21 protein-coding genes are annotated in these 19,628 nt (G+C 60.8%); 18 read left to right on the forward strand and 3 right to left on the reverse strand.

Going from position 1 to position 19,628, the window contains the following annotated elements:
- Nucleotides 1–29 precede the first annotated feature (29 nt).
- The gene (locus EV561_RS16295; RefSeq protein ID WP_132523257.1) at nt 30–956 is read right to left on the reverse strand and encodes an NAD(P)-dependent oxidoreductase; all 927 of its coding nucleotides are present in this window, start codon (nt 954–956) and stop codon (nt 30–32) included.
- A gap of 559 nt (nt 957–1,515) precedes the next feature.
- Here EV561_RS16295 and EV561_RS16300 point away from each other — a divergent pair.
- From EV561_RS16300 to EV561_RS16370, 15 genes are all read left to right on the forward strand, one after another.
- Nucleotides 1,516–2,304 (forward strand): acetoin reductase, encoded by a 789-nt coding sequence (locus EV561_RS16300; RefSeq protein WP_132523259.1) that lies wholly within the window; start codon nt 1,516–1,518, stop codon nt 2,302–2,304.
- Nucleotides 2,305–2,365: 61 nt separating this feature from the next.
- The gene (locus tag EV561_RS16305; RefSeq protein ID WP_132523261.1) at nt 2,366–3,439 is read left to right on the forward strand and encodes a zinc-binding dehydrogenase; all 1,074 of its coding nucleotides are present in this window, start codon (nt 2,366–2,368) and stop codon (nt 3,437–3,439) included.
- 2 nt (nt 3,440–3,441) lie between these two features.
- Entirely contained in the window at nt 3,442–4,209 is a 768-nt protein-coding gene (locus EV561_RS16310; RefSeq protein ID WP_132523263.1) for an SDR family NAD(P)-dependent oxidoreductase, read from the forward strand.
- An 18-nt stretch (nt 4,210–4,227) separates the two neighbouring features.
- The gene (locus tag EV561_RS16315; RefSeq protein WP_132523265.1) at nt 4,228–4,512 is read left to right on the forward strand and encodes a YciI family protein; all 285 of its coding nucleotides are present in this window, start codon (nt 4,228–4,230) and stop codon (nt 4,510–4,512) included.
- Entirely contained in the window at nt 4,509–5,522 is a 1,014-nt protein-coding gene (locus EV561_RS16320; RefSeq protein ID WP_132523267.1) for a Gfo/Idh/MocA family oxidoreductase, read from the forward strand. Before EV561_RS16315 ends, EV561_RS16320 begins: the two co-directional genes overlap by 4 nt.
- A gap of 10 nt (nt 5,523–5,532) precedes the next feature.
- On the forward strand, nt 5,533–6,516 hold the full coding sequence (locus tag EV561_RS16325) for a zinc-binding dehydrogenase (protein WP_132523269.1): 984 nt from the start codon (nt 5,533–5,535) through the stop codon (nt 6,514–6,516).
- A 3-nt stretch (nt 6,517–6,519) separates the two neighbouring features.
- Nucleotides 6,520–7,578, forward strand: coding sequence for an SDR family oxidoreductase (locus EV561_RS16330; protein ID WP_132523271.1), 1,059 nt, complete (start codon nt 6,520–6,522; stop codon nt 7,576–7,578).
- Between the two features lie 19 nt (nt 7,579–7,597).
- On the forward strand, nt 7,598–8,479 hold the full coding sequence (locus EV561_RS16335; RefSeq protein WP_132523273.1) for an intradiol ring-cleavage dioxygenase: 882 nt from the start codon (nt 7,598–7,600) through the stop codon (nt 8,477–8,479).
- A 10-nt stretch (nt 8,480–8,489) separates the two neighbouring features.
- The gene (locus EV561_RS16340; protein WP_132523275.1) at nt 8,490–9,554 is read left to right on the forward strand and encodes a maleylacetate reductase; all 1,065 of its coding nucleotides are present in this window, start codon (nt 8,490–8,492) and stop codon (nt 9,552–9,554) included.
- A 199-nt stretch (nt 9,555–9,753) separates the two neighbouring features.
- Nucleotides 9,754–10,038: a YciI family protein gene (locus EV561_RS16345; protein WP_132523277.1), complete on the forward strand. Its 285-nt coding sequence runs from the start codon at nt 9,754–9,756 to the stop codon at nt 10,036–10,038.
- A 38-nt stretch (nt 10,039–10,076) separates the two neighbouring features.
- The gene (locus tag EV561_RS16350; RefSeq protein WP_132523279.1) at nt 10,077–10,283 is read left to right on the forward strand and encodes a hypothetical protein; all 207 of its coding nucleotides are present in this window, start codon (nt 10,077–10,079) and stop codon (nt 10,281–10,283) included.
- A 108-nt stretch (nt 10,284–10,391) separates the two neighbouring features.
- On the forward strand, nt 10,392–11,417 hold the full coding sequence (locus EV561_RS16355) for an ABC transporter permease (protein ID WP_207910546.1): 1,026 nt from the start codon (nt 10,392–10,394) through the stop codon (nt 11,415–11,417).
- The gene (locus EV561_RS16360) at nt 11,414–12,484 is read left to right on the forward strand and encodes a substrate-binding domain-containing protein (RefSeq protein ID WP_132523281.1); all 1,071 of its coding nucleotides are present in this window, start codon (nt 11,414–11,416) and stop codon (nt 12,482–12,484) included. Before EV561_RS16355 ends, EV561_RS16360 begins: the two co-directional genes overlap by 4 nt.
- A gap of 71 nt (nt 12,485–12,555) precedes the next feature.
- Nucleotides 12,556–15,066 (forward strand): ATP-binding cassette domain-containing protein, encoded by a 2,511-nt coding sequence (locus tag EV561_RS16365; protein ID WP_207910547.1) that lies wholly within the window; start codon nt 12,556–12,558, stop codon nt 15,064–15,066.
- A 91-nt stretch (nt 15,067–15,157) separates the two neighbouring features.
- Nucleotides 15,158–15,676, forward strand: coding sequence for a VOC family protein (locus EV561_RS16370; RefSeq protein ID WP_132523283.1), 519 nt, complete (start codon nt 15,158–15,160; stop codon nt 15,674–15,676).
- A 57-nt stretch (nt 15,677–15,733) separates the two neighbouring features.
- Here EV561_RS16370 and EV561_RS16375 read toward each other — a convergent pair whose 3' ends face one another.
- A complete protein-coding gene (locus EV561_RS16375) occupies nt 15,734–16,333 on the reverse strand; it encodes a LysR family substrate-binding domain-containing protein (protein ID WP_132523285.1) in 600 nt (199 codons plus the stop codon).
- Nucleotides 16,334–16,799: 466 nt separating this feature from the next.
- On the opposite strand from EV561_RS16375, the gene EV561_RS16380 reads away from it, so the two are divergent.
- Nucleotides 16,800–17,195: an ROK family protein gene (locus tag EV561_RS16380; protein WP_132523287.1), complete on the forward strand. Its 396-nt coding sequence runs from the start codon at nt 16,800–16,802 to the stop codon at nt 17,193–17,195.
- Between the two features lie 23 nt (nt 17,196–17,218).
- Here the strand turns inward: EV561_RS16380 and EV561_RS16385 are convergent, their stop codons facing one another.
- Nucleotides 17,219–17,980, reverse strand: a complete 762-nt coding sequence (locus tag EV561_RS16385; protein ID WP_132523289.1) for an IclR family transcriptional regulator — start codon at nt 17,978–17,980, stop codon at nt 17,219–17,221.
- A gap of 133 nt (nt 17,981–18,113) precedes the next feature.
- Here EV561_RS16385 and EV561_RS16390 point away from each other — a divergent pair, with 133 nt between their 5' ends.
- Complete coding sequence (locus EV561_RS16390) at nt 18,114–18,821, forward strand: 3-oxoacid CoA-transferase subunit A (RefSeq protein WP_132523291.1); 708 nt, start codon at nt 18,114–18,116, stop codon at nt 18,819–18,821.
- A complete protein-coding gene (locus EV561_RS16395) occupies nt 18,818–19,522 on the forward strand; it encodes a CoA transferase subunit B (RefSeq protein ID WP_132523293.1) in 705 nt (234 codons plus the stop codon). Before EV561_RS16390 ends, EV561_RS16395 begins: the two co-directional genes overlap by 4 nt.
- The last annotated feature ends 106 nt before the right edge of the window (nt 19,523–19,628 follow it).

Here is a 19,628-nt window from a genome sequence, read left to right on the forward strand (position 1 = left end):
GCTGGCAATATTTCCTTTCGCCAGTCCGCTCAGATGGCTTTCAGGGTCTGAGACCCTGATGTCTTTTCCCGCGTCATGCCCGCAAGCCGTTCGTACTGCTCGAAAAGAACGAAGAAGTCCTTCTCGGCAAGTCCCTCGGCAAATGCCGCCTCATATTGTTGCCGGATCATGGAGGCGAGGTACATGGGCACATGGTCTGATTTCGCCGCTCCGAGGATCAGATCGAAGTCCTTCATCATCTGAGAGACAGAGAATGCCGGGTCGAAATTGCGATTGACCAGCAGATCCCGCTTGTAGGCGATCAACGGCGAGGCGACCGCGCTTTCGCAGATGACGTTCAGCATTGTCTCGACCGAGAGATTGCCCTTCAGCCCGAGCGTCAGCGCTTCGCCGAGCAGAGCGGCTGTCGCTCCCACCAGGGCGTTGAGGACCAGCTTCAGATAACGTGCCTCCTCGCCGCCGCCGAGATAAAATTGCTTGGACGAGAAACTTGCAAGAATTGGCTCGATCCTGCGATAGGCCTCATCCGGCCCCGAGACCATGACGGACAGCATGCCGGACGATGCGGTCACGGTGCTTCCGGAAACGGGCGCGCGCAGATAGGCGACACCCTTGCGGCCGAGCGCTTCGGCGACTTCGGCCGAGAGCTCGGGAGAAACGGTGCTCATCTCCACGAGAATCTGACCGGGATTCAGCAGCTCGACGAGGCCGGAAGGAGCCAATGTCAGCTGACGGAGAACCGCGTCGTTCGGGATGGTGAGCATCACCACGTCGGCCGCCTCGACCAGATCTTCCAGTGCATGCGCCACGTTTGCGCCCTGCGCGACAACGGAGGCGCGGTTCTCGGGAAGTGGCTCGTAGACGGTCAGAGGAAATCCGTTTTCAAGGACACGTCTGCTCATCGGGGCGCCCATCTTTCCGATGCCGGCCCATCCCACTCTCAACGTCTCACTCATGCACAACCTTCCTTCCCTCGCGGCGTTTGCCGGCCAGAAATATCCAATGCCGTTATTTCATGGAGGAGCGTATGAGCTGAGTTGAATACTTTGTATCGTTCGGCGCAAGCGCCGCTTCCTCCCATTTGAAATCTTATCGTCTGAACCAGATCGATTGCTGCATTGAAAATATCCATTTTGGATAATTAAAGGTTTGTCGAAGCACAGGTTCATCCTCTAGCTTTCTTTTCGGATCGCACGGCGGTTCCTATGGGAGGAATATAAGCCGTCAACAAACTATAGATGCTGCGGACGCGATGTGTTTCCGCAAGCGGTACTTTGTTGCCAGCGCTCTAATCAGTCTTTCGGAGGAGGATTCGAGATGAGATGTAAGGCGGAGAGCGTCATCGCATCTTCTACGCACCCATCATCCCGTATCGTACATTGCTCGACCGCTGCGCCTAAAGCGCCGGCGGGAGCGAACAGCTCCTCACAATCTGTCGAATGAATTGCCGTGAATTGCTGCGCGGCCTGAAGCTGCGCGGCGGCATAGAAGTCTGGCTCAATACGAGAGAATGCTATGAATGGGTTGGTCAATAATAAGGTCGTTATCGTCACTGGAGCAGCCCGGGGTATCGGCGCAGGCATTGCCTCTGATCTCGCCGAAAAGGGCGCCCATGTCGTCATCGCGGACCTGAATGCCGACGCGGCACAGCAGACGGCTTCGAAGATTTCGTCGGCTGGCGGGAGCGCGATTGCTGTTGCCGTAGACGTCTCCAATCGCAAAAGCGTCAAGGCCTTGATCGAGGAGACCGTCTGGCGCTTCGGCCGTCTGGACGTCATGTTCAACAACGCCGGCATCAGCCAGACCTGCCCGTTCCTCGATGTGACGGAAGAAGATTTCAACCGGATCATGAAGATCAACGGGCTTGGCGTTCTCATCGGAACCCAGGAAGCTGCAAGGCAGATGATCGCACAGGATCACGGCGGCAAGATCGTCAATACCGCTTCTATCGCCGGCAAACAGGGCTATCCGCTGTTTGCGCACTACTGCGCCTCGAAATTCGCGGTGGTCGCAATTACGCAGGCCGCGGCCCGGGCGCTCGCGGAGCACAAGATCACCGTGAACTGCTTCGCGCCCGGCGTCGTCAAGACGGAGCTGTGGGAACAGCTCGACCGCGAATTCATGCAACACGGACTGACTGAAAAGCCGGAGCAGGCGCTCAACGAGTTCTCGCAAGCGATCCTGCTCGGCCGTGTCTCGTCTCCGAAGGACATTGCGGGTGTCACCACATTCCTCGCATCAGATGCATCCGACTACATCACCGGGCAGACAGTCATGGTGGACGGCGGCATGGTGCTGAACTGAGAAGAACACGTTTGGCCCGCGACGGCGGACAGACAGCACAATAATCACGAAAGGCATGGCAATGAAGGCTGTACGATACTACTCCAAGAAAGACATCCGCGTCGAAGACGTGCCCGCGCCTAGCGGCCCGCTCGGCGACGACATGGTACTGATAGAGCCCTTGGTCTGCGGCATCTGCGGCACCGACTTGCACGAGTATATCGCAGGTCCGATCGTGACCCCGGCGACCCCAAATTCCTATTCCGGCGCCACTCTGCCGCAGATCCTCGGCCACGAGTTTTCGGCGCGTGTCCTGGAAGTGGGCAAGAACGTCACGCACGTCTCCCCGGGTTCGCGCGTTTCCATCCAGCCGCTGATCTCGCCGCGCGATGATTATTATGGCCGCCGCGGCCTCTTCCATCTCAGCGAAAACATGGCTGTTGTCGGGCTCTCCTGGGATTGGGGCGGCATGGGCGAGCGCGCCGTCGTCAATGGCTACAACGCCATTCCGGTGCCGGACACGGTCTCGGATGTTCAGGCTGCCATGATCGAGCCGGCTGCCGTTGCACTCTACGGTGTCGATCGCGGTGGCGTGACCAGTGGCAGCAGCGTGCTTGTTTCCGGCGTCGGTCCGATCGGCGCGCTGGTCCTGCTGGCAGCCAAGGCTGCCGGTGCAACCAAGATCTTCGTCTCCGAGCTTAATCCGAACCGTCGCGCGCTTGCACAGAAGCTCGTGCCCGAAGCGGTCGTCTTCGATCCGCGCGAAACGGATACCGACAAGCTGTTCCGCGATCAGACGGAGGAAGGCGTTGGCGTGGATGTCGCGCTCGAATGCGTCGGCGCTGAAGCGTCGCTGAACCTTTGCGCCAAGGCCGTGCGCCGCCGGGGCACAGTGGTGCAGGTCGGTCTGCATGTGAAACCGGCCGCGGTCGATGCGATGCTCTGGGCGCTGAAGGATATCACCGTTGAGGCGACCTGGTGCTACCCGGTCACGATCTGGCCGCGCATCGCCTCGATGATCGGCGCCGGCATCTTCCCGGTCGAAAAAGTCGTCACGGCGGAGATCGCGCCTGAGGACGTGGTTGAGAAGGGCTTCGAAGCGCTGCTCGATCCCAAGGCCACCCACATGAAGATTCTCGTCAACATGAAGGCCTGATCATGAACAATCCGATGGATCTCAGCGGTCGGAAATTCCTGGTCACCGGTGCTGCCGGCGGTATCGGCAGCACCACCTCCCGTTACCTGGCCTCGCTCGGAGCGACGATCGTTGCTGCTGATCGGGACGCCTCCGTCGAGAAGACCCGCGACGACATTCGCGCGGCGGGAGGAACGGCGGAAGCCGCAATCTTCAACGTGACGGACAAGGGCTCGGTCGAGGCCGCGGCGGCAAAGGTTTCTGAGCGCTTCGGCGCACTCGACGGCATCTTTGCCAATGCCGGCATGTCTTACGAGCGCACGGCGCTGGAGCACAGTGAAGCGGACTGGCGCACGGTTATGTCTGTCAATCTCGATGGCGTCTTCTGGACGGTTCAGGCCTTCGCAAGATCGATGATTGCGGCCGGGCGCGGGGCCATCGTCATGACGGCCTCGATCGCCGGTGTCAAAGCCGTCCGGCCGGAGTTGCATGTCGGCTACGACGTGTCGAAGGCTGGTGTTGCGCATATGTGCCGGGTGCTTGCGGCCGAATGGGCGAGATCCGGCGTGCGCGTCAACTCTGTCGGCCCGGGCTACACCGATACCGTGATGCTGGCGGAGGTCGGCCGCGCGCAGCCGGCCGTCATGCGGAAATGGCTCGACGACACGCCGATCAACCGGCTGATCAAACCCGAAGAGATTGCTTCCACGGTCGCGTTCCTGCTCTCCGATGCGGCGAGCGGCATTACGGGCCAATTGTTGATGGTCGATGGCGGCTACTCCATCGCTTGAATTCGAAAGGAATTAACCATGTTTTACGTTGTCCATTGCCTTGATCACGAGGGCGGAGTCGAAAGGCGGCTCGCAAATTACGATGCGCACAAGGCCTATCTTTCGACGGGCAAGACCAAGACCGTGATTTCCGGCCCATTGCTGGCGGATGATAACGAAACCATGATCGGCTCGCTGTTCGTCTTCGAAGCCGACACCAAGGAAGAGGTCGTCGCTTTCAACCAAGCCGATCCCTTCACCAAGGCCGGCGTGTGGAAGACCGTCAACATCCACCCTTTTAACAAGCGAGTGGACAATCGATGACCGTGGTCGAGAAAAACCCGGTCGCGACGGCTCTGGTCGGCCTCGGCTGGTGGGGCCGCAAGATGGCGAGCCTCGTCAATGCCGGCGGTGCACAGATGCATTTCGTGCGCGCCGTTGATCCCAGCCCCGAGGCGGCCGCCTTTGCTGCCCAGATGGGCCTGCAGTATTCGCCCGATATGGATGAAGCCCTGAACGATCCGACGATCGAAGCGGTCGTGCTTGCGACACCGCATTCGCTGCACAGAGAGCAGATCGCGCGCGTCGTCGCCGCAGGCAAGCATGTATTCTGCGAAAAGCCTCTCGATCTGACCCGAGCCGGCGCCGAAGCCTCCGTTGCGCTTTGCCGCAAGGCGGGGCTTGTGTTGGGCATGGGTCACGAGCGTCGTTTCGAGCCCCCGATCGCTGAGATCCTGGAAGCCGCCAAGTCGGGAAGACTCGGTCGGCTGCTGCAGATCGAGGCAAATTTCAGCCATGACAAGTTCCTCGGCCTCGACCCGTCGAACTGGCGGCTGAAGGCCGACCAGGCACCTGCCGGTGGCATGACGGCGACAGGCATTCATCTGACCGACCTCGCCGTGAAGCTGATGGGCCGCGCCACGGATGTTCGCGTCGTGTGCGAGAACCTCGCCTCAAAAATTCCGCAGGGCGATACGATGAGCGCGCATATCCGCTTTGCCGGCGGAGGCACGGCCTATGTCTCGGCGACCCTTGCCACGCCCTTCATTTCCCGTTTCGCCGTCTTCGGCACCGATGGATGGATCGAAGTCCGTGACAAGGCGCATGTCGAGGCACCCGATGGCTGGATCGTGACCGAGGGCTGGAAGAACCAGCCGATCACGGTTCGCGAAGTGGCGCCAGCCGAACCGGTTCGCGACAATCTGAGAGCCTTTGCCCGTGCTGTCCGCGGCGAGGCCGATTATCCGATCACCGGCGAGGACATGATCAACAATATCGCATTGCTGGAAGCCATCGTACGCTCGTCAAAGAGCGGCGCGCTGGTCGAAGTGTGAGGAGGAAGACGTGAAAGCTCTGGTTTTCGAAGCGCCGGAACGGCCGACCATCGTCGATGTTGCCATGCCTGAAATGTCGCCGAACGAGGTTCTGGTTCATACGAAGGCAGTGGGCATCTGCCACTCCGATTACGAACTGTTGGCCGGGCGCTACATCATTCCGATTTCCTATCCCGTGACCCCCGGCCACGAATGGAGCGGCGAAATCATCGAGGTCGGCCGCAACGTTACCGGCTTCAAGAAGGGCGACCGGGTCGTCGGCGAATGCGTGGTGCGCACGCCGGAACGATTGCATCATTTCGGCTTTTCGATGAGCGGTGCCGATCGCGAATTCTTTGCCGTCAATCCCGAATGGCTGCACAAGCTGCCCGACGCCGTCGACGATAAGAAGGCGGCGCTGATCGAGCCTTTCACCTGCGGCTTCTATGCGGTGCTGCGCTCGGGCGGCACGAATGCCAGCGAGACCGTCGTGGTCTCGGGCGGCGGCACGATCGGCCTGGTCTCGGCTGCGGCGGCGATCGGCATGGGCGCCCGCGTCATCGTCGTCGATCCCCTGGCCTCGCGTCGTGAGGTGGCCAAACGTCTCGGCGCCGACGTCGCGATCGATCCGACCGATGGCGGCGCTGCCGAAAAGATCCGCGAATTGACGGGAGGCCACGGTGCCGATCTCGTTATTGAAGCTTCAGGCCATGACGCATCGCTCGCCGCCGCATTCGACTACGCCCGCGAAGAGGGCCGGATGTCGATGGTTGGGATCAATATCGGCCGGAAAGTACCGGTCGTGATCGGCCAGATCCAGATGAAGAACCTGACGGTGCGCGGCTGCATCGGCTCTCCCGGTGTCTGGCCCGCGGCCATCCGCTTCCTGGAGCGGACTGGCATCGACCTGTCGCCGATCCAGACGCACGACTACGCCCTGACCGACGCGGTCAATGCCTTCGCGTTCGGGCAGGATCCGACGAAGAGCATCAAGATCACGCTGTTGAACGGATAGACCATGAGCAAACATGCACTGATCGTCGGCGCGACCGGCATTACCGGAAGCAATCTCGCCGAAAATCTCCTCGCCGAAGGCGGCTGGACGGTATCGGGCCTGTCGCGCTCGCAAAGTCCGATCGCCGGCGTCAAGACGCTGAGCTGCGATCTCGTCGACGGCAATTCGGTTCGCGCCGCGCTTTCTGATGCGCGACCGAGTCATGTCTTCATCACCGCCTGGTCGCGGCAGGAGACTGAAACGAAGAATTGCGAGGTCAACGGTGCGATCGTTCGCAATGTGCTCGATGCCCTGCAGGGACGCGGCGTCGAGCATGTCGCCCTGACGACGGGCACGAAGCACTATCTCGGACCATTCGAATCCTACGCGAAGACGCAGCCCGAGACCCCGTTCCGCGAAGAGCAGGAGCGTCTTCCCGGAGAGAACTTCTATTATGTGCAGGAAGACGAGGTCTTCGCAGCGGCGGCGAGGGATGACTTCACCTGGTCCATCCACCGACCGCATACCCTGATCGGCTATGCGGTCGGAAACGCTATGAACATGGCCGCGACGCTTGCAGTTTATGCTTCGATCTGCCGTGAAACCGGCAAGCCTTTCGTCTTTCCAGGTTCGCCGGAGCAGTGGCAGGCCGCGACGGACGTCACCGACGCTCGTCTGCTGGCGAAGCATCTGAAATGGGCCGCGACGACGAAGGCAGCTTCCAACCTCGCCTTCAATGTCGTCAACGGCGAGGTGTTCCGCTGGAAGTGGCTCTGGCCGCGTATCGCCAACTATTTCGGCATCGAGGCCGCGCCCTATTCCGGCGTGCCGACGCCGCTGGAAGAGCAGATGGTGGGGGCAGAGTCGATCTGGAACGAAATGGTCAAGAAGTTCGATCTGCGGTCGAACGCGCTCTCGCGTGTTGCATCCTTCTGGCATTCGGATGCCGATCTCGGCCGCCAGATCGAGACATTCAACGACATGGGCCGCAGCCGTAAGCTCGGTTTTCTTGACTATCAGGATACGACAGGCTCGTTCATAGATGCGTTCGAACGCCTGCGGGCGGATCGGATCATCCCTTAAGATGTCAGGAGTGCAGCACATGTCGGACCAAGCGAGCGGGAGCGCATCGCCTTCAGGCTTTTTCACCGAGGAGAATTCGGTTGCGACCGTCAACGCCCGCATGGGCGGGAATGTCGATCCGCGGCTCGCCGAAGTGATGGCCTGTCTCGTCAAGCATCTCCACAACTTCGCGCGCGAGATCAACCTGACACAGGATGAATGGGACTTCGGCATCGATTTCCTGACGCGGACCGGGCAGATCTGCACGCAGGAGCGTCAGGAATTCATCCTTCTCTCCGATACGCTCGGCCTGTCGATGCTGGTCGATGCGATTAACAACAGGCGGCCGGCTGGCGCGACGGAGAATACGGTCTTCGGGCCGTTTCACGTCGAGGGTTGCGCGGTTCGAGAGATGGGCGACCAGATCTGCCTGGATGGCAAGGGTGAAAGCTGTCTCTTCATCGGCCGCGTGCTCGATCTCGACGGCAATCCCGTCGCAGGCGCCAAGATCGACGTCTGGTCCGACAATGCGGAGGGTTATTACGACGTCCAGCAGCCGGATATCCAGCCGAAGTGGAACAATCGAGGCGTCTTCGTGACGGGAGCCGATGGACGCTACAGCTTCGTCGGCATCAAGCCCGTCTCCTATCCGATCCCCGATGACGGTCCGGTCGGAAAGATGCTGGCGAGCCTCGGGCGTCATCCCTATCGCCCGGCGCATATGCATTACATGGTTCGCGCAGATGGCTTCCAGAAGCTGGTGACGCACACCTTCGTCGGCGGCGATCCCTATCTGGAATCGGACACGGTGTTCGGCGTCAAGAAGACGCTTGTCGCGCCGTTTACGCGGGTCGAGGGCGGCGAGACCCTCTGGCGCTCCGATTACGACTTCGTGCTCGCCCGTCCCGATCAGACGAGATAGGAGCGGAGAATTGGATAACTTCACCTACAACGGAAATCCCGGCCGAGTCATCTTCGGACGAGGCACCGTGGCGCGACTTCCTGAAGAGGCCGAACGGCTGAAGGCTCGGCGCATTCTTGTGCTGTCCACGCCTGAGCAGGCCGGCCAGGCCGCCGATATCGCGCGGCATATGGGATCAAGCGTCGTTGCGACCTATTCGAAGGCGCAGATGCATACGCCCGTCGAGGTGACTGCGGATGCCATGCGCGTCGTCGAAGAGCATGCTGTCGATGCTCTGCTCGCCATCGGCGGTGGATCGACGACGGGCCTCGGCAAGGCGATCGCCTTTCGCACCGACTTGCCGCAGATCGTCGTTCCGACCACCTATGCCGGTTCCGAAGCCACGCCGATCCTCGGCGAGACCGAGGGAGGGCGCAAGGTCACGAAATCCGATCCGCGCATTCTTCCTGAGGTCATCGTCTATGACGTCGATCTGACGATGACGCTGCCCGTCTCTCTGTCTGTCACCAGCGGCATCAACGCCGTCGCCCACGCCGTGGAGGCGCTCTATGCGAAAGAGGCCAATCCGATCATCTCGCTGATGGCGGAGGAGGGGATCGGCGCCATTGCCCGCGCCTTGCCGCGCATCCATTCGAACCCCAAAGATGAGGTTGCTCGCGCAGACGCGCTCTACGGTGCCTGGCTCTGCGGCGTCTGCCTGGGCTCGGTCGGCATGGCGCTGCACCACAAGCTTTGCCACACGCTCGGCGGTATGTTCAATCTGCCGCACGCCCAGATGCACACGGCGGTGCTGCCGCATGCGGTCGCCTATAACGCCGAGGCGACACCGCAGGCGACGGCGCGGCTGAGCAGGGCGCTTGGCGTCGCCGACCCGGCCTCCGGGCTCTTCGACCTTGCCAAGGGGCTTGGCGCCGCGATGTCGCTGAAGGAGCTCGGCATGCCCGAAGGCAGTATCGATGCTGCCGTCGAACAGGCGATGTCGAACGCCTACTGGAACCCGCGTGCGCTGGAAAAACGCGGGCTAACCGATCTGCTTGAACGCGCATTCCGTGGAGACGCTCCCAAGGCGGCATGAGGGATGCGGGGCGCCGCTAATCGAGCGGCGCCCCAGGGAAGTTTCGTGGGAGACCGCGCGATGATCCATAAGTCCAAAATGGATAAATCCGTTGTTTTCTTTGGCTTTACTCCGTCTACCATTAGTCTTGCGATATCCGGAATACCGGCGTCGCGGAGGAAGACAAAAGGACGGTTTGGCTGGTGAGGAGCTAGAGGTCATGCTTGCAGTTCGCGTCGCTCTATCGAATCCCGAGAAGGCGGCGGCTCGCGCGATCCATCTCGAGGATCACAAGCGCCATCTACGATCCGGCCGAGTTCGAATTATCCAATCCGGACCAATTCTGGACGAAACCGGTGAGGGCAGCGGAGGAGTGGTCGTCGCCGATGTCGGCTCGCTCGAAGAGATGCGTCAATTCAGTGCGGACGATCCTTTTGTCCTTCACGAGATCTATTCGAGCATCAGCATCTATGAATGGCGGCCAACGATCGGCGACCGCGGGTAAGGCGATTGCCGCAGCTGATTTTCTGAGGAGGAGGGAACATGAAAGCGATAAGCACTCTCAATTGGGACAAGATCCGCAACTGGCTCGCTGAAGCCGGAAGCGTGTGCGGCGGATTCTATGTCGATTATCAGGAATTGCGAGGTTCCCGGCCGAAACTGTTGCCCCGCCGACGGTTCGATCAGCCGGGACGCGCCGCAAAGGCTGACGCCGCGACAGGTTGGGTAGTTAGCAACAGCGACCTCTAACGCCGGTCTTCGATCTCCCCTGTAGGTATCTGCCGAACGTGCTCCGCGGCTTTCGCGTCGCGAGCTCGACGATGTTGTCGTGAATTTCAGCGTGAAAGACGAGCTTCGATGATGAACGCAACCCCCATCGCTTCAAACATGCGCCCCAGGCGGACAATGTTGCCGATGCCGCTGGCGCGAAGCTTCGTCACTGTCGTCTTCTCGACGCTTGTTCTCCTGATGATCTGCGCACTCTATGCACCTTCCAGCCTCTCCTGGGGTGCGATGTCGGGAAGCCTGCCTTTTGCTGCGATTATCGCCATCGTCGGCCTGGGACAGTTGCTTGTCGTGCAGCAGGGCGGCTTCGATCTATCGTTGCCCGGAGCCGTTTCGCTCGCCGTCGTCGTCGCGACCCACTATCCCCAACAGGATGACGCGCTGCTTTATCAGGCTGTCCTTATCTCGCTTGGCTTTGCGCTCGCGGCCGGCTTCCTGAACGGCATTCTTGTCAGCTTTTTCCAACTGAACGCGATTATCGCCACGATCGGCACCAATGCGCTGCTCTATGGCGCAGTCTTTGCTGTGTCCGGCGGCGTTCCCTCGATCACGACAGACCTGTTGGCTAACATCGCAGGCGGCCAACTCCTCGGCCTGCCGAACTCGGTTATTTTCGCGCTCGTTGCCATGGCTGTCGTCACCTTCGTGCTGAAGAAAACGGTTGCCGGCCGCAGGTTCGAGGCGATCGGCGCCAACCCGCGCGCCGGGCGTGCTGCGGGCCTTCGCGTGCGGACACACCAGACGATGGCCTATGTCTTCGCGCAACTGCTCTATTGCGTGGCCGGGACGCTGATCGCAGGCATCACCCGCGAGCCGACCGCCTTTCAGGGAGATAGTCTCTTGCTGCCATCCGTCGCTGTCGTGGTGCTCGGCGGCACCTCGCTGCTGGGCGGTCGGGGTTTCCCGATTTCGACGGTCATCGCGGCCTTCTTTCTAAACCAATTGAGCCAATTCGCACTCTCGGTCGGCGTGCCGTTTTCGGCTCAAACCATCATCCAGGCCTTGGCTCTGGGTTTTGGCATCGGCGTTTACTCGATCCGCTGGACGGTAAACCTCAGGAAATCGACTGGAACAAAAAAAGTGGAGGAACAGAAATGAAATATACTTCTATCGCCAAGGGCCTGGCGCTGTCAGTTGCGGCCACGGTCATGGCACTTAGCAGTGCAAACATTGCGAAGGCGGCGGATACCCCGTCCTGGTGCGGACCGAAAAAGGCGTCGCTCGCCCTGCTCGACGGCTACGGCGGCAACAGCTGGCGCCAGGTAACGACCGCCTCGGGTAAGCAGACCGTCGATCTTTGCCCCAGCATCACCAAATATGAATATGCCGATGGCCAGGGCGATACGCTAAAGTCCATTTCGGATATCAAGAGCATGGCGGCCAAGGGCATCGACGCGCTCGTCGTCTTCGGCGATGCAGGTCCCGCTGTCCTTCCCGCGCTTACCAGCGTTTACAAGCAGGGCAAGATCGTCGTGCCCTATCGTGTCGCCGTTGGTGGCAAGGATGGCAAGAACTATTCCAAGTTCGTCGGCGCATCTTTCGAGAACGACGGCGAGAATTGGGGCAAGTGGATCAAGAGCGTCCTGCCGAAGGGTGGAAACCTGTTGTTCCTCAGCGGCCCGGCCGGCAATAGCCAGGGTCTGGACGAACTCAAGGGCCTGAAGAAGGTTCTGGGTCCGGAATATGTCTTCGTCAATCCGCAACCGTTCGACGTCACGAACTGGGACCCGGCGCTGACGCAGAAGGTGCTGACGGCGGAAATCGCCAAGAATCCGAAGATAGATGTGATCATCTCCGACTTCGGCCCTTCGATGGTCGGCGCACTGCCGCTGTTCGAGAAGCAGGGCAAGTCTATCCCGGCGCTTGCGACATCTGACGGCAATTCGCTCGGCTGCTTCTGGCAGGCGAACAAGGATAAGAACGCCGATTTCAAGCTGTTCACGGTCGCGACCGGCAATGACAATGTCCGCCTCGCCGTCCAGTGGGCCGTCGCGCTTGCTACCGGTGGAACGCCGCCGAAGGACGAGGAATTCAAGGCGCCGACCTTCGAGGACTCGGTCTCCGGAAAGCCGAATGCGGTGCAGTGCCGCAGCGATCTGCCTGGCGCCATCTACCTGTCTTCTGAGCTTCCTGCCGAAGATCAGGCAAAGGCCGTCGGCAAGTAATTGGCACAACATGCAGCGCATGCCCGGAAGAAGAACTCCGGGCGTGCGCTCCCTAGACCGGATTGAAGGCTATGAGTGCAGTTGAGATGAATGCGATCGAGACAGGCGGATCGGCATATGACGACGTAACGATCCGTTTGGCCGGGATCTTTAAATACTTCTCGGGAGTTCCGGCGCTCCGCGATGTCAGCGTCGAATTCCTGCCTGGCGAGGTCCATGCCATCCTCGGGGAAAACGGTGCCGGAAAATCGACCTTGATGAATATCATCGCCGGTACACTTCAGCCCAGCGAAGGTGAAATAAGCTTCCAGGGCGAGCGTATCCAACAGATGACGCCTGAAGTCGCGGCCTCTCTTGGTATTGCCATCTGTTTCCAGCATCCGGCGATCCTCCAAGATCTGTCGGTTCAGGAAAACCTCTGCGTCGCGTTGCCACCATCCGTTTTCTCTGATCGCCCCGCACAGGACGTTGTGCAGGAAATGCTTGATGAAGTGGGGCTGGAACTACCGCTCCGCATGCGCGCGGATCGCATGACCGTGGCGCAGAAACATCTGCTCGAAATCGGCAAGGCGCTTGCGCTAAAGCCCAAGGTCCTCATCTTGGACGAGCCCACGGCCTCCCTCGATCAGGAAGCGACGGACATGTTGTTCGGCCGCATCCGCAACGCCGTGGCAGCCGGAACGTCGGTTATCTACATTACCCACCGGCTCGCGGAGCTGCGCCAAATCGCCGACCGCGTGACCGTCCTGCGCGACGGACGCGTGCGCGGCGCTGCGCGCGTCAGCGATGTCAGCGACGCCGATCTCGTCGGCCTCATCGTTGGTCGGACGCTCGAATCTGCCTTTCCACCCAAATCGACGCGCATGGTCGAGGAAACGTGTCTCTCGGTCTGTGGCCTGAGTGGAAAGGGACTTCGCAATATCAGCTTCGATGTGCCGCGCGGCCAGATCGTCGGCGTTGCCGGTGTGGCGGGCAATGGCCAGACTGGGCTCATGCGCACACTTGCCGGACTGCAGCCGGCGCAAGGCGAAATCACTTTGCGCGGCCGACCGCTCAACCAGCAGGCGCTTGTACGCGAAGCGGCCTTCATGCCCTCCGACCGGCACCGCGAAGGCGTCGCCAGCGGCCTGACCGTGCGCGAAAACGCCACCTTCTCTGCGCTTGAAAAATTCGCGGTTGGCGGCGTGATGAGCCGCAGCCGGGAGCATGAGAAAGTTCAGGCGATCTTCGGCGAACTGGCGGTGAAGGCGCCGAGCATGGACGCACCGATCCTTTCCCTGTCGGGTGGCAACCAGCAGAAGGTCGTGATGTCGCGTGCGCTCCTGTCGGAGCCAGGCCTGGTCATTGCCGACGAGCCGACCCAGGGCGTCGATGTCGGTGCTCGTTTCGAAATCTACCGCATCCTGCGGGATGTCTCGGAGGGCGGTACGCCTGTTATCGTGAACTCGTCCGATGCCGTGGAACTCGAGGGGCTTTGCGACAAGGTCGTGGTGATGTCGCGTGGGCAGGTGGTGGAGACGCTTGTCGGCGATGATGTTACCGAGGAACGTATCGTTGCCGCAGCCCTCAAGGCGGAAACGCATGATGTCGATAGCGGTGAGAAAGCGGACGCTGCGCAATCAAAGGGGCTTCGCCATTTCCTGCAGTCCGACAATGCGCCGGTCGTGCCTCTGGCATTGGTCACTCTGCTGCTCGGGCTCTATGTGAACGGGCAGAACGACAATTTCCTGTCGGTCTCCAATATCTACAACATTTTCCTGCTGGCGACGGCACTGGGCTTCATCGCACTGGGGCAGACGATTGCGCTGCTCATGGGCGGGATCGACCTCTCCGTCGGGCCGCTCGCGGGCTTCCTCGTCGTCGTTGCATCGTTCTTCGTCAATGATGACGTGTCGACGCCAATGATCCTGGCAGGCTTCGTGCTGATGTTCGCCGGGGCCTTTATCACAGGCGCGGTGAACGGCATTTTGATCCGATATGCGAACTTTACGCCGATTGCGGCCACGCTTGCCATGTATATCGCGATACAAGGTCTAAGCTTCCTGCTGCGCGACAATCCTGACGGCTATATCAGCTCCACGGTGACGGATTGGGTCAACTGGCAGTGGGGGCCATTCCCCGTCGCCTTCCTCGTGCTCGTAGCCGTCACTTTGGGTGGCGAATATGTCTTGCGCCGGACAAGGGCGGGTTGGCGCCTGCGCGCGGTTGGTTCCAATGAGGAATCGGCCCGCCGAATGGGTATCCGGATCGATATGACTTACATCGCCGGGTACATTGCCTGCTCGTTGCTGACTGGTCTCGGAGCGATAATGCTGATGACCCAGATCGGCGTCGGCGATCCCCGTCAGGGTATCAGCTACACGCTCTCGAGCATTACCGCAGTCGTGCTTGGCGGCACCAGCCTGACCGGCGGCAGAGGCACATTTATAGGAACTGTGTTGGGCGCCATCCTGCTTACCGAGATCCTCAGCGCCGTTACCTTCCTGAGCCTGACCCAGACCTATCAGTATCTGTTCCAGGGCATTCTGATCGTCGTGGCAGCTTTGATCTACGCGGGGGTGCGCAGACGAGCTACGGCCTGATCTCAACAGAAATCTCTGTTTCGGGCCGACGGGCTTCACTGCGAAACATCACAATTTCAACCATTTACCGCATATCTATGGGGAGGATAACATGTCGAACAAAGTTCTTGGCATGCACCATATCGGCATTACGGTGCCCGACATTGAAGAGGGCATCGCCTTCTTCCAGGCGGTCTTCGGCGCCGTCGAGGTCTTCCGCACAGGTCCGTTCGATGTCGATCAGGATTTCATGAAGAACAAGCTCGGCGCCTCGGCGGATTCGAAAATCCGCGATCTGGTGTTTCTGCGCTGCGGCGAGGGAACGAGCGTCGAGCTCTTCGAATATAGCGGCGACAAGGCCTCTCGCCCCAGGCGGTCTTCCGAAGTCGGCGGCATGCATCTATGCTTTGAAGTCCAAGATGTGCATGCTTCGGCCGAGCGTCTGCGCGCGCTCGGCATCGAAATGCTTGACGGGCCTAATCTGGTAGAGGCAGGTCCTCTTGCCGGCTTCAACTGGATCTATTTCCGGTCGCCTTGGGGGCTGATCCTTGAAGTCGCGAGCTTCGACAAGCTTGGTTACGAAAGCAATTCTCCACATCGCCTATGGAGAGCTGGCCAACGCGCCGACTAGACTTCATGCACTCGGGATGAACGATCGAATGCCTCACGCAAATATGCGCGGGGCGTGTTACTCGGCACCCATTGCTGACGTGCGGTGATCGGGCAATGTGGCCAGGAGCTGCTCCTGGCTTGGATTTTCATTCGTTGGAGACCAGGCGGCCAGTGCGTCGAAGGTCATCTCCGAACCGTTCCCGACGAGCCGCTTGAAGATTCCATCCCGGTGACGCACAGCGGCGAGGCTCGCTGGAAGCATCGCCACCGCGTCACCCGACGCGACCGGTCCGACCGCGCTCGGCTGATGTTGCACCTCTAATTCGAAATTCGGCGCGAATCCCACTTCCCGGCATGCCGATACCAACATTGCATGCATGGGAGCGGGACCCGCGGGTGCAAATAGCACGAACTTGTCCTGTGAAAGCTCCGCCAGCCTGATCTTCAGGCTTTTCGCCAGGGGATGGCTTTTGGGCAATGCCATCAACATGTGTTCCCTCATGAGAACTTTGGTCGACAGGAAAGGTGTCCCAGCACCCGTTGCTCGAATGATGCAGAAGTCGAGCCTTCCGGACCGGAGCGCCTCGACCTGACTGATCGAAGTCCCTTCGATCACAGCCAACCGGACACGGGGATGTGCCGAATGGGAGCTCCGTACCAGATCGTCGAAGGCCATCGCCGCACGCAGAGTGCCCAGGTTCCCTCGGCTGAATACGCCCCGCGACCGGACGGTGCCTTCGCCATCGGCCTGCGATTGCGCCGGAAGACGATAGCGGGGATTGACCTTGCCGGCATGATTCGTGCTCGCCAGGAGGTCAGGCGGGACGGATCGGATAAGGCGGCGATTGCAGCCGTTCTCGATAGCCTGCGGGAAGTAGCGGGGGCCTCAGCCAACCTCGTAGGCATCGGCCTAGCATTGGAAGACTATGGTGCCCAAGATGCAGCGCTGGTGAGGGAGGCCATTCCCGATCAACTCGTCGTTGCCGAGCTCGCGACCGATTGGGCGGTGCTGGCGGAGCGCGCGCCGGCGTGCCGGAGACCGGGATGGTTATGGTGCTGCTTGAGGATCGTATCCGCTCGGGGCTGCTCCTGCACTCCATCGCCTTTGCCGGCGCGCGCGGCAAGGCGGGGGGATCGGCGGCATGCTGACCGGCCCGGATCGCCGGCCATTGGACCAGGTCTGCTCCGCAGACGCTTACGAGGCGGCCTTGAAGAGCCGACGCGGCGACGTTTCGGCCGAAGCCGCGACAAAGGCATGGATCGAGAATGCTGCCGAGCATCTATTTGTCGTCCTGATGGCCATCGCCAGCTTTGTCGCGCCTGGGAAGATCATACTCGACGGTGATCTGCCCCCTGATGTCGTCGATGCCCTGATCGTGGCAATGCAAAAGGTTGCCGAAAATCAGCGTCCGGAAAGCCCGCCGCCAACCTTGCCGCCGGTGTCGCCAGCCGCCTTTGCCGGCGACAGCGTTCTACTGGGAGCGGCCTTGCTACCCTTCTTCAACGTCCTTCTGCCCAGGCCATCTGCTGGCGAGTAACGCGATCGTTCGTTACTATCAGCTCAGGTCAGTATCCCGCTGAGTTCCTTCGCGACCTGTCCAAGCGGGTTGAGGTATCTTTCGACAAGGGCCGGCATCGTTTCGGGAGAAACGGGAAGGCCGGTGTTCAGGGCGGCGACCACGGCACCTCGTGCGTTCTTGAGGGGGACGGCTATGGATCTAAGCCCGATCTCGACCTCCTGGTCGACGGAGGCGAACCCCTGTTGCCTGACCTTGTCCAGCTCTTCCATCACGGCCTCGATATCGGTCAGGGTATGTGGCGTTCTCGCGTTCAGGGGGAAGGATGCCAGAATGTTGCGCGCTCGATCTGCCGGCAAGGCCGCCAGCATGACCCTGCCCATGGAGGTGCAATAGGCCGGAAGACGGGACCCCGGCATAAGCGCGATCGACATCACCTTCCGCTGGGCCGCCCGCGCGACGTACACGATTTCGCCTTCGTCGAGAATCGCAACAGATGTGCTCTGTCCAATCCTGTCGGAAAGCTGGTCCAGCCACGGCTGAACGATGCGGGGCAACGGCATGGACGCCAGACAACCCGTCCCCAGCCGCAGGACCCGGGGCGTCACGGTGAAGAACTTTCCGTCGTAGGCGCAGTAGCCGTGCTCGGCGAGCGTCAGCAGGCAGCGCCGGGTCGTTGCCCGGTCCAGTCCCGTAATGGCGGCAGCCTCGGAGATGCTGAGCCGAGGATTGTCGGCGGTGAAGGCCTCGATGACGCGCAGGCCCTTGGCCAGGCCGCCCATCATGTCGCTCTGCTTCGTTTCCATGAGACGATCTTTCGATGTGCGGTATTGCAACAAATGCACTATATCGCACGAATCCATTGCCGTCGAGCCGCGAGGGGGCTACGAATCTATTGCGGGCCGGACTCCTGGATCGGCTTGGCTACGGAGGATATGAATGGACAAGACGATCACCAGCACTGCCGACGCGGTGAAGGACATCGGCGACGGTGCGACCATTATGATCGGCGGATTTGGGGGATCGGGTGCGCCGATCGAACTCATTCACGCCTTGATCGACAAGCGGCCGACCGGTTTGACAGTCATCAACAACAATGCCGGCAATGGACGCATCGGCATTGCGGCAATGATCGACGCCGGCATGGTCAAGAAGATGATCTGCTCGTTTCCGCGCTCATCCGATCCGCGCGCGTTTACAGACCGCTATCTTGCCGGCGAAATCGAGCTTGAACTCGTGCCTCAGGGAACGCTCGCCGAGCGCATCCGCGCGGGCGGAGCCGGCATCCCGGCATTCTACACGCCGACGGCCTATGGCACGGAGCTGGCCGACGGCAAGCCGGTCGCCGAATTCGAAGGCCGGCATTACGTTCAGGAGCGTTGGCTGAAGGCGGACTTCGCCATCGTGAAGGCCCGTTTCGGCGACGCTCACGGCAACCTGACCTACAATAAGGCGGGACGCAATTTCAATCCGCTGATGTGCATGGCCGCGGCAAAGACGATCGCGCAAGTCTCGAAGATCGTGCCGGTCGGCGGCATCGACCCCGAACAGGTCGTCACTCCCGGCATCTTCGTGAACGTCGTCGTCGAAGTCGCCGATCCAAGCCAGGAAGAAGAACTCATTCGAGCCGGAGCAGCCTACGTATGACCGTCGACGCACAAGCAATCAACACGCGAGATGACATCAAGCTCTCGAACGCCCAGATCGCCTGGCGCGCCGCGCAAGACATTGCCGATGGCGCTTACGTCAATCTGGGCATTGGCTTCCCGGAAATGGTGGCGCGCTATCAGCCGCCCGGCCGGCAGGCGATCTTCCATACGGAGAACGGCATTCTGGATTTCGGCGAGCCACCCGCGGCGGGTGAGGAAGACTGGGATCTGATCAATGCCGGCAAGAAGGCGGTCACGCTGAAGCCGGGTGCGGCCTTCTTCCATCATGCGGATAGTTTCGCCATGGTGCGCGGCGGCCATCTGGATGTGGCCATTCTTGGGGCCTATCAGGTTGCCGAGAGCGGCGATCTCGCCAACTGGCGCGTGGGGAGCAAGGGCGTGCCAGCCGTCGGTGGCGCCATGGATCTGGTGCATGGGGCCAAGCAGGTGTTCGTCATCACCGAACACGTGACCAAGGACGGCAAGCCGAAGCTGGTCGAGAAATGCACTTTCCCGCTCACCGGCGTCGGCTGCATCACGCGTGTCTACACCAGCCATGCCGTTATCGATATCGTCAAGGGGCGTTTCGTCGTGCGCGAGAAGCTCGCGGCCATGACCATGGATGAGCTGCAGGCGATGACAGGAGCCAAGCTTCATACCGATGGACCGGTCGCCGACCTCGTCGTTCCCGAACTTTGAAAGAGAAGACCATGACTGAAGCCTTCATTTGCGACTACATCCGAACCCCCATCGGCCGCTTCGGCGGCTCGCTTGCGGCTGTGCGGGCGGACGATCTGGGCGCGCT

It is taken from the genome of Rhizobium sp. BK376 (assembly GCF_004341625.1).
GTDB lineage: Bacteria > Pseudomonadota > Alphaproteobacteria > Rhizobiales > Rhizobiaceae > Rhizobium.